Here is a 10,572-nt window from a genome sequence, read left to right on the forward strand (position 1 = left end):
CAAGTAATTAATAAAAATCTTATCTGTTGCCTACAGGCTATAAAACCCATAACTAAAGATGAACCAGGTAGATTATCTGCGAATTAGCCTCATTGATCGCTGCAATTTCCGTTGTCAGTATTGTATGCCAGAGGGGGCAGAACTAGACTATATCCTCAAGCAACAATTATTGACTGACCAAGAATTGCTCACCTTAATTCAAAAAGTCTTTATTCCCGTAGGCTTTACCCGATTTCGTCTGACTGGTGGAGAACCTTTACTGCGTCCCCGTATGTTGGATTTGGTCAAAGCGATCGCCTCATTCCCCCAAATACAAGACCTCTCAATGACAACCAATGGGTTTTTACTTGCCCCAATGGCGCAAAGTCTCTACAATGCTGGCTTACGACGGATTAATATTAGCCTCGATTCTCTCGACCCAGATATTTTTAACCAAATTATTGGTAACAACGGACGTTCGCGTTGGCAACAAGTCTGGGATGGGATTCAGTCTGCCTATAATGTAGGATTTGACCCACTCAAGCTGAATGTAGTGATTATTCCCGGTGTCAACGACCACGAAGTTTTAGATTTAGCGGCTTTGACAATTGACAGACAGTGGCATGTCCGATTTATTGAGTTTATGCCCATTGGTAACTGGCAATTATTTGGCGATCGCGGTTGGGTATCTTCAGCCGAATTACGGCAACAAATTTGTGATCGCTGGGGCTTGTCAGAATCTCAAGTTTGCGGTGCTGGCCCTGCTGATGTCTTTCAAATTCCGGGGGCGCAAGGGACACTTGGATTTATTAGCCAGATGTCAGAATGTTTTTGCGATCGCTGTAACCGGATGCGCTTGAGTGCCGATGGCTGGCTGCGTCCTTGTTTATTAAATGAGACTGGTCAAATTGATTTAAAAACTGCTTTGCGTTCTGGTATCAGCACCACACAATTACAAGAACAGGTGAGACAGTTATTAGCAATCAAGCCAGAAATCAACTTCAAACAGCGCGACTCTGGTACTACGGCTGCATACAGCCGTACTATGTCGCAAATTGGTGGATAGTCAGTTGTCAGTTGTCAGTTGTCAGTTGTCAGCGATGCACTGAGCTTGTAGAAGTGTTGTTTTTGATCTGGTTTAATACCCCCCCAAAACGCAAGTAAGTGGCGTGACCTTAAAAAATATGATGGTCACTAACCACTGACTACTGACCACTAACCACTGACCACTGACCACTAACCACTGACCTAAGCTTGCCGTGAGTAGTATTCCACCACCAGCAGTTCATTAACTTGTAGCGCGATCCATTCCCGTTCAATAACACTGTTAACTTTACCAGTCAACTTGTTTTTGTCAAACTCCAGATGACTGGGGAGGTTGGCTAAACCTGGATATTGCAAGTTGGCTTCCACTAGCTTACGTGATGCTTCTCGGTTTCTGACAGCAACTTCTTCTCCGGGACGGCAATGGTAACTGGCAATATTCACTACACGACCATTGACCGTTATGTGACCGTGGTTCACCAGTTGGCGAGCAGCTGGAATGGTGGGAGCCATTCCCATGCGAAAAACAGTATTATCCAAGCGCATCTCTAGCAGTTGCAGCAGCACTTGTCCAGTCGAACCGGTAACACGTCTGGCTCTACGCACATAGCGCAACATTTGCTTTTCAGTCAGACCGTAGTTCAAACGCATCTTTTGCTTTTCTTCTAGACGAATAGCATACTCAGAGCGTTTCTTACGGTTTTGACCGTGCTGACCTGGCGGATAAGCGCGTCTTGGGCTTTTACGAGTTAATCCTGGTAATTCGCCCAAGCGACGTACAATTCTGAGGCGTGGCCCTCTATATCGGGACATGAGTTTCCTTAATCTAATCCTGTTTAAATTTTACTCAGACATACTATTATAAATAGTCGGAAATGATTATTGTCAAAAATCATAAATTTAATCATCAAAAATTTATGCCAGTATCTACCAATTTTCCTGTTTTCCAGAAGATTTGTTGCACATTTGAGTTAGCATAACTTTGGGTGTTTGGAGAACGGCAATGTGCAAAACAGAGGTTAGCAGACTGAGCAATGAACAAGGTAGTTCAGTTTCTGCGACATTCAAGAATAAAGCAATTCGGTTGACAGCACCAGTTTTAGCTATAGCTGGATGGTTGTTAGCGATCGCTCCTGGTATGGCTGCTACCTACAACAATGATTATCGTGTCTGTGCAGGTCGAGTCTTAGGTGAAGGTGTAACTGCACAAGCAGCATCAGAAGCTTGTGCCAAGGCACTGCGTCCAAGGGATTTGGCTTCTTGTGTGGTTTACATCAAGGGGAATACAGAAATTGCAGCAACTGATGCCCTTTCTGCTTGTAACCAAGCCCGTCGTCCGAAGGAGTTGGCTTCTTGTGTAGCTGGTATTAGCAAGAATACCCAAGGAGCAGTTAATCCTGATGTTTTAACTTACTGTGGTCGTAGTTTATTACCCGTGCGCTTTGCCCAGTGTGTTGTGGGCTTGCGTAGTGAAATCGACTTAACACCAGTTCAAGCACTGAATACTTGTATTGATGGTAGCGATCGCATTGGCGGTGTGCCACCTGCATCTACATTATTCCCAACTCGACGTTCCACGGAATTTAGTCCGACTTTTGAGACTAATCCAATTCCTGAGAATCCAGAGAATCCACAGAATCCAGAGAACAATATAGATCTACCAAAGTAGGGAGTCAGTCTGACTGGTACTAAAACTACTTTCCTAAAACATTGCTTCAGTATTACTGGAAGCTTATTTGGGATTGCTTGGCCAAATTCAAAATTTAGTGCATAGATTAAGTGGGTCGGGAGTAACTTTCTGGCCCATTGTTTTGATTATTCAACAACACTCTTCAATAATTTATCGATTGCTTTTTACAGGAGAGTAAAAAAGTGAGTATTTATCTCGACTCGGCGATCGCTGCTGAAGCTGAAGTTGCTAGACAATTAGGATGGGTCAAAGGGATCACAACTAACCCCACTTTGTTGTCTAAAACTGATTTACCAGTACAGACTATACTCAAAAAATTGGCAGAGTTAACTACAGGGCCAGTGTTTTATCAATTGATGTCGTCTGACTTAAATGGCATGGTGGCAGAAGGACGGGCAGCTTTTGAAATTATTGGGCAACAGACTGTATTGAAAATTCCAGCTTCTCTTGTTGGTTTTCAAGCAGTGGCTTCTTTGTCACCAGAAATTCCCTGTGCAGTGACAGCAATATATAGTGCGGCTCAAGCGGCTGTTTCTCAAGAAGCGGGGGCTACTTATGCGATCGCTTATGTAAATCGCGCCACTAGGCTTTTGGGTGATGGTGTAGCGTTGGTACGGGAAATGGCCAGTGTGCTAACAGGTAGCAATACAGAAATTCTGGCAGCTAGTATCAAATCTCCTGAAGAAGCAGCAGCATCTCTACAAGCCGGTGCCCATCATCTCACTTTACCTTTGGGAATGTTGCAGTCAATGACCACTCATGAACTCTCGCAGAAAACTATTGATGAGTTTGCCCACAATGGACGTGGCATTTGAACAAAAGAATCAGGGGATAGACATTCATTAATTAGTACCGAAATGACCGAAGATAATTGAGTACTATTCAAACCGTAAGGAGTAAATTTATCATGTCCCATCTGTTGACAGCAATCGCTCAGCGGTTATTACGGAGTATGATTTTGGTAATATTGCTAACTTTGATTAGTAGTTTAATATTTACTGCTCCTACTTGGGCTGATTCTTCTAGCTTGGGAGTTGATAATGGTCATCTGAGTTCTTGTCCGGCTTCAAACAACTGTGTTGTGAGTCAAGATGCTGATCCTAAACACGCCATTGATCCGATCGCTTATCATGTAGACCACGACACAGCACGAGAAACCTTACTCAAAGTTCTCAGCGTTGTTCCCCGTACAGAAGTTATAGAACAAAAAGATAATTACATTCACGCTCTTTCTAAAAGCCGTATCTTCAAATTTACTGATGATGTAGAGTTTTATTTGCCTCAAGATGAGTCAGTAATTCATCTGCGCTCGGCATCTCGCATAGGAGAATCAGATCTTGGGGTCAACCGCAGGCGTTTGGAGCAAATTCGTTTGGCTCTGCGTGATTTAAACATTTGATTTGAACGCTATAACGAATAAATCAGATTTTAGGGCATTCAAACTAGCGATCGCCTATTTTGCAAAGATGCTTTCACTGTTGCCCTATATCCCTGCTCTTTAGAGACAGGGTTTAGAAGTTTTTGTCAAATTTGATAATTTTGAGTAGTAAATGAGTAACAAAAGTCGTTAAGAAGCTTAAATCCTCTGTCAGTACAATAGAACCCTAGACTAGACTAGAACCACAGGGTATGACTAAGAGGAATCTTATGATGAGCGATCGCGACTATACATTAATCATTGATAAAAGCGGGAGTATGTCTACTCCTGACCAAGTTGGTGGTAGAAGTCGGTGGGAAATAGCCCAAGAATCTACTCTCGCTTTAGCCAGAAAGTGCGAACAATTTGACCCCGATGGAATTACTGTATACGTATTTTCTGGAAGATTTAAACGCTATGACGATGTAACCTCAGCCAAAGTCGCCCAGATATTTTTAGAAAATGACCCTGCTGGCACGACAAACTTAGCAGGTGTTCTCCAAGATGCCCTCAATAATTACTTTAAGCGCAAAGCCGCTGGTAACACCAAGCCCAATGGCGAGACAATTTTAGTGATCACAGATGGCGAACCAGACGATCGCAAAGCCGTATTTGAGGTAATTATTAACGCTACTCGCCAAATGGAGCGTGATGAAGAATTGGCAATTTCGATGATTCAAGTAGGTTCAGATTCTCAAGCAACTAAGTTTCTCAAAGCTTTAGACGATCAGTTGCAAGGTGTTGGTGCTAAATTCGATATTTGCGATACCGTCACTTTAGATGATTTAGAAGATATGAGTCTTGCAGATGTATTGATGAATGCGATTACCGACTAATATCAATTTAATGTGAAGTTGCACTAAATGAGTAACTCTCTATTCTTGGCGCTCTTGGCGTACTTGGCGGTAGCCTCCGGCAAGCCGCTTTGCGTCTACGTTTAATATTCTATGCATCTTCATAGAGAATTGGTATAACTAATCTCGATTTTTTCACGAGTGAGATGGAGAATAGGGAAAATCACTAATTGATTAATGCTCAATGACTATTGACCATTGACTAAATAATTGGAGAATTTAGTAATGCTAGAAAATCGGGACTATACCTTAATTATTGACAAAAGCGGTAGCATGGCAACCCCAGATCAAAAGGGTGGCAGAAGTAGATGGGTAACAGCACAAGAATCTACTTTAGCTTTAGCTAGTAAGTGCGAACAATTTGATCCAGATGGTATTACGGTCTATTTATTTTCTGGTAGATTCAAACGCTATGAAAATGTTACTACAAGCAAAGTAGGACAAATTTTTCAAGAGAATGATCCCTCTGGAACTACCGATTTAGCAGCTGTTTTAAAACATGCGACTGATGATTACTTCCAACGAAAAAGTACAGGCAAAACTAAGCCTAACGGTGAAATTATTTTAGTTGTTACTGATGGAGAACCCGATGATCGTAAAGCAGTAATGAAAGTGATTATTGAAGCTTCTCGCCGCATGGAGAGAGATGAAGAATTAGGCATTTCATTTATTCAAGTTGGCACAGATCAACAAGCCACCCGCTTTCTTAAAGTGTTGGATGATGAACTCGAAAGCGCTGGTGCTAAGTTTGATATTTGTGACACAGTTACAATGGAAGATATGGAAGATTTTAGTTTATCTGAAATACTGCTTAATGCCATTAATGACTAGCACCGATGCGCGTAATTCGTAATGACGCTCCTGCGTCGCTAACGCTGCGCTAACGTAATTCGTAATTAGCTTTTGACAAGGATTTCAGACATTGTTCCCTGTTCCCTCTCTCTACTACTTTAATCAGATTTAAAACAATGGATGCTATTGATAAGCTGTTAGCTCAGGTCAAAGCTGAATATAATGAAGCACACCCTGAAAAGCAACAGCCACCAAAACCCAAAGCAGCAAAACCATTTATTCCATCCCCACTAAAGTCTACATCTTTAGTAGACAACCTTTTAGCTGAAGTAAAGGCTGACTTTGCAGCACAGGATGAAACTGAGGAGTTGAAAAAACAGCAAGAATTAGAACAAGAACAAATTCGACAAGCACAAATTAAAGCCAAACAGCTAGAAACTTTGAAACATCGAGCTAAAGAATGGCTAGATAAATTAGATCCATTTTCCCCGGAAGGACTTTGGTTTGAAAGATTTGCTGAAAGCTACCCGTCAAAGTTAGAGGCGGCAATTGAATATTTACAAAGTAACGAATAAACTCAAAATTACTTTAAATTAATTTAACTGTTGTGCTTGCCATTTAATTCAGACCAATGCTGGGTAGCCCAATCATGCATTGCATAAAGAATTGGTTTGAGACTTTCTCCTAAAGGTGTCAATGAATATTCTACTTTGGGGGGAATTTGCGCGTAAACTTCTCGATGTATGATGCTATCTTCCTCCATTTCTCTGAGTTGCTGAGTGAGCATCTTTTGTGTAATTCCAGGTAAGGCTCGTTGCAATTCACCAAATCTTTTGATGCCTGCAATTAATTCTCTAATAATCAAAACTTTCCAGCGTCCGCCAATTACCTTGAGCGTTGTTTCCACTTCGCAAGTCAACCTAACATCATTTTCTGCTTCAGCTTTCATAGTTACAACATCAACTCTAGTGATGATGAACGCGAAAAATTTTTAGCCACAGTTAAGGATACGATCGCCTAAACAATGGCTACTAGGTAATATTAACTCAAGTTTATCTACAGAATCGCGCGATCGCATTTATCTTTGCAATAGTTTGTTTTATCGACAAAATTGAAAATTTCTGCGAAATATCGACTAAAGGTGCTGTAAATAACTTTATCCTGATCATCAAGGATGTCTAAAGACATACCAGATAAATAAAAATTCTATCCTCTTGTGGGTGGAGTTTTGTCAGTTGTCAGTTGTTAGTGGTCAGTGGTCAGTTGTAAAGATTTTTTTAGTACTACCCACTCTTGGGTTGGGGTATTAAACCAGATCAAAAACAACTAACAATTGACTATTAACAACTGACCCGCGCAGCGTAAATAAATTACTAGCCTTATGTCTATAGATTTGCGGGAATTTTTTCAAGCAACTGATCCCAGCCGGACTTTATTTGTCAACAATGCCGCAGATGTCAAGTATTATATTGACTTTTCCTCGGTGCGGGGTGGCGATATTATTGGCAAGCTAAAGCATAAAATTACCTTTTTTCAGCCTAATCAACCGACTTGTACTTTATTTACAGGTCATATTGGTTGCGGAAAATCAACAGAACTATTGCGGTTACAGGCGGAACTAGAAAAAGACGGCTTTGGTGTAGTTTATTTTGAATCTAGTGAAGACCTGGAAATGACCGATGTCGATATTGCCGATGTGCTGCTAGCGATCGCGCGTCGTGTGAGTCAAACTCTGGATAAAATTACACTGGGGGAAACTAGCAAGTTCAATGAATTACTGCAAGGTGCGTGGAATGTTTTAAACTCTGAAGTCACAGGGGCAGAATTCAAAACGGGTATTGGTGATGTTGGTTTCACCAGTGAAAAAGATAAGTTTTCTTTGGCTTTTGGCATTGGTAAAATCACTGCGAAGACCAAAAGCGACCCTACCTTAAGGGCAAAACTCAACCAGTATATCGGGCCGCAAAAAACTAATCTGTTAGAAGCGATTAATCGAGAACTTTTAGAACCTGCGATCGCTAAACTGAAACAACAGGGTAAACAAGGTCTAGTGGTAATTGTCGATAATCTTGACCGGATTGATAATCGCGTCAAGGCTTGGGGTCGTCCACAACAAGAGTATCTGTTTGTGGATCAAGGTGAGATTTTGACTAAGCTAAATTGTCATCTAGTGTATACAATGCCACTAGCCCTCAAGTTTTCCAATGACTACGGAATGTTGACTCAGCGATTTGAAGACCCCAAGGTTTTGCCGATGGTTCCCGTACAATGGCCTGATGGCAGTGTGCATCAGCAGGGAATGGCACTGATGCAGCAGATGGTATTGGCAAGAGCCTTTCCTGACATGCAACCACAGGAGCGTCTGGGCAACATTACTGATATTTTTGATTGTGTGGCAACTTTAGAACGCCTATGTCAATTAAGTGGCGGTCATGTGCGAGACTTGTTGCGATTGTTGAATAGCTGGATTATGGAGGAAATGCAACTTCCCCTAACTCGTGCAACCTTAGAGCAAGTGATTCGCGCTCGTCGTAACGAAATGACTATGCCGATTTCTGATGAAGAATGGCAATTGCTACGTCATGTCAAGCAAAAGAAAAAAGTCAGCGATGACCACGGATACCAAAAACTGATTCGCAGTCGATTTGTGTTTGAATATCGGGATGATGGCGAATCTTGGTTTGATGTTAACCCGATTTTGGCAGAAGCCAGAGAGTTAAGCGGTCTTTAAATTCGTAGTAAGCACTTTAGTACTTCAGGGTTGCAAAAGCACTAAAGTGCTTACTACTAAAGAATCAAAAATATAGTTTTTTGCAATCAATTTATGACACAACAGCACCCACCAGAAGATTTTAGCGTTAACAACAATCGCTCGCTGCAACAATTAGCTTGGGCGATTGAAGCTTCAGTGGGACAGTTTAAGCTGATTTTGGCACGGTGTAATTATGCCAGTTTGCGCGATCGCCTGATTGACCAATTGCGCGAAATTTGCTCAGTTGAGATTCAGGTTTTATATTTGCGGCAATCTCAAAGGACTTTATATACTGCGATTCGTGAAGAATTTGGGGATAATCTGCAAGCTTTGATGGTTGTCGGTTTAGATTCTTTGCAAGATTTGCCTCAAATGTTGACTTCTGCAAATCAAGTGCGAGAAGAGTTTCGCAAAAGTTTTGCATTCCCTTTAGTGTTGTGGATTAATGCAGAAGTTCACCAACAACTAATGCAATTAGCGCCAGATTTAGAAAGTTGGGCTACTACTAAAAACTTTGCGATCGCTAATTCTGAATTAATTGATTTATTGCAACAAACAGCAGCGCAATTATTTGATAATTATTTATCTTTAAGTTTAGAAATTTGTATTGAAATTAAATCCGCTTGGCAAGATTTGCAATATTACAAACAAGATTTAACACCGCAGTTAAAAGCCAATTGTGATTTTTTATTAGGTTTAGTTGAATCGATTAATCGAAATCTAGATGCTGCAATTGAATATTATCAGCAAAGTTTATTGTTTTGGCAGGAGAATCACAATTTAGAACGGCAAGGTAAAATACTCACTCAGATTACAATTTGTCATTACGAAAAAGAAAAGAATCGCCCTCACAATCTCCCTCAGACTAGAAGTCTAGTCCGCGATTTCCAATCGTCGGGGCTTTTAATTAACAATTTTCTCCAACGCGCTCTAGACGCGTTTACCGCAGCACAGCGCCCAGATTTAATTGCCGATTCTATTGATAAATTTGGCGTAATTTTGCGATATTTACAAGCTTGGGAACAATTCAAAACTCTGGCTGAACAAGCTTTAATATTCCATGAATCTGAGAACAACACAATTAAAATTGCTCAAGATTATGGCTTTTTGGCAGAAGTCGCACTAGCACAAAAAAATTGGCAGCAATCCCAAGAATTAGCTCAAAAAGCATTAGATATTTTATCTACAAATCATCAATTTGCACAGGCAGAGATTGATCAACTTCAAAAAATATTATTAATTATTGCCCAGGCACAGCAGCATTTAAAACAATATCAATCAGCAATTGATAATTTAACAGCCGCTAGAGAAATTGGAATTACTAAGAACGACCCGCAGATTTATATTCATATTCTGCGGATTTTGCAAAAGCTATTCTATCAGCAACAGCAATATCTCTCAGCCTTTGATGCCAAATTAGAAAGGCGTTCGGTTGAGCAGCAATTTGGTTTGCGGGCGTTTATTGGTGCGGGTAGATTGCAGGCTACAAAACGATTAGAAACGCCAAATTTTACACCCAAACGAATTGATAATCAAGGTAGCGTCGCCCCAGAAATCGCTGCTTCTGGTCGTCAATTAGATGTAGACCGCTTAATTGAACGCATTGGTCGCAATGACCGTAAATTGATAGTGATTCATGGACAATCGGGCGTGGGTAAAAGTTCGTTGGTGAATGCGGGGCTGGTTCCAGCTTTGAGAAAGCAAGCTATAGGTATTCAAGATAATTTACCTGTGGTGATGCGTGTTTACACTAATTGGATGGAAGAGTTGGGACGGCTTTTGGGAGTGAGTGGAGAGGCAGTACTTCGGCTTACTTCGGCTACGCTCAGTACAAGACGCTCAGTGACCGAAGAGCAGGGAGGAGAGGGAGTTTTACCTTCTGAGGCTCAAGGTTCACGAGTCTTTGATACTCAGCCGCGAGTCTTTGATACTCGTTCGCCAGTTTCAGATACTCAGCCACGAGTCTTTGATACTCATGCGCCAGTTTCAGATACTCAGCCGCGAGTCTTTGATACTCGTTCGCCAGTTTCAGATACTCAGCCAC

Annotated in this window: 11 protein-coding genes; 9 read left to right on the plus strand and 2 right to left on the minus strand. The window is 41.3% G+C overall.

Annotation, left to right across the window (positions count from 1 at the left end; all coding sequences use genetic code 11):
* Window positions 1-58 precede the first annotated feature (58 nt).
* Window positions 59-1,045, plus strand: a complete 987-nt coding sequence (gene moaA, locus I8751_RS21505) for a GTP 3',8-cyclase MoaA (RefSeq protein ID WP_214441140.1) — start codon at window positions 59-61, stop codon at window positions 1,043-1,045.
* Window positions 1,046-1,227: 182 nt separating this feature from the next.
* On the opposite strand, the gene rpsD is transcribed toward moaA, so the two are convergent.
* Entirely contained in the window at window positions 1,228-1,836 is a 609-nt protein-coding gene (gene rpsD / locus I8751_RS21510; protein ID WP_214441141.1) for a 30S ribosomal protein S4, read from the minus strand.
* 190 nt (window positions 1,837-2,026) lie between these two features.
* Between rpsD and I8751_RS21515 the strand changes: the two genes are divergently transcribed.
* From I8751_RS21515 to I8751_RS21540, 6 genes are all read left to right on the plus strand, one after another.
* On the plus strand, window positions 2,027-2,692 hold the full coding sequence (locus tag I8751_RS21515; RefSeq protein WP_214441142.1) for a hypothetical protein: 666 nt from the start codon (window positions 2,027-2,029) through the stop codon (window positions 2,690-2,692).
* Window positions 2,693-2,895: 203 nt separating this feature from the next.
* Entirely contained in the window at window positions 2,896-3,528 is a 633-nt protein-coding gene (locus tag I8751_RS21520) for a transaldolase family protein (protein WP_214441143.1), read from the plus strand.
* 92 nt (window positions 3,529-3,620) lie between these two features.
* The gene (locus I8751_RS21525; protein WP_214441144.1) at window positions 3,621-4,112 is read left to right on the plus strand and encodes a DUF1499 domain-containing protein; all 492 of its coding nucleotides are present in this window, start codon (window positions 3,621-3,623) and stop codon (window positions 4,110-4,112) included.
* 248 nt (window positions 4,113-4,360) lie between these two features.
* Complete coding sequence (locus I8751_RS21530) at window positions 4,361-4,966, plus strand: vWA domain-containing protein (RefSeq protein ID WP_214441149.1); 606 nt, start codon at window positions 4,361-4,363, stop codon at window positions 4,964-4,966.
* A gap of 243 nt (window positions 4,967-5,209) precedes the next feature.
* Window positions 5,210-5,815, plus strand: coding sequence for a vWA domain-containing protein (locus I8751_RS21535; protein ID WP_214441145.1), 606 nt, complete (start codon window positions 5,210-5,212; stop codon window positions 5,813-5,815).
* A gap of 137 nt (window positions 5,816-5,952) precedes the next feature.
* Window positions 5,953-6,351, plus strand: a complete 399-nt coding sequence (locus I8751_RS21540) for a salt stress protein, Slr1339 family (protein ID WP_214441146.1) — start codon at window positions 5,953-5,955, stop codon at window positions 6,349-6,351.
* 23 nt (window positions 6,352-6,374) lie between these two features.
* Here I8751_RS21540 and I8751_RS21545 read toward each other — a convergent pair whose 3' ends face one another.
* Window positions 6,375-6,725 (minus strand): winged helix-turn-helix transcriptional regulator, encoded by a 351-nt coding sequence (locus tag I8751_RS21545; RefSeq protein WP_214441147.1) that lies wholly within the window; start codon window positions 6,723-6,725, stop codon window positions 6,375-6,377.
* Between the two features lie 432 nt (window positions 6,726-7,157).
* On the opposite strand from I8751_RS21545, the gene I8751_RS21550 reads away from it, so the two are divergent.
* Both I8751_RS21550 and I8751_RS21555 read left to right on the plus strand, forming a co-directional pair.
* A complete protein-coding gene (locus I8751_RS21550; RefSeq protein WP_214441148.1) occupies window positions 7,158-8,507 on the plus strand; it encodes an AAA family ATPase in 1,350 nt (449 codons plus the stop codon).
* A 93-nt stretch (window positions 8,508-8,600) separates the two neighbouring features.
* The coding region (locus tag I8751_RS21555) for an nSTAND1 domain-containing NTPase (RefSeq protein WP_449658081.1) at window positions 8,601-10,572 on the plus strand (1,972 nt) is incomplete at its 3' end.

It is taken from the genome of Atlanticothrix silvestris CENA357 (genome assembly GCF_016056295.1).
GTDB classification, from domain to species: Bacteria; Cyanobacteriota; Cyanobacteriia; order Cyanobacteriales; family Nostocaceae; genus Atlanticothrix; species Atlanticothrix silvestris.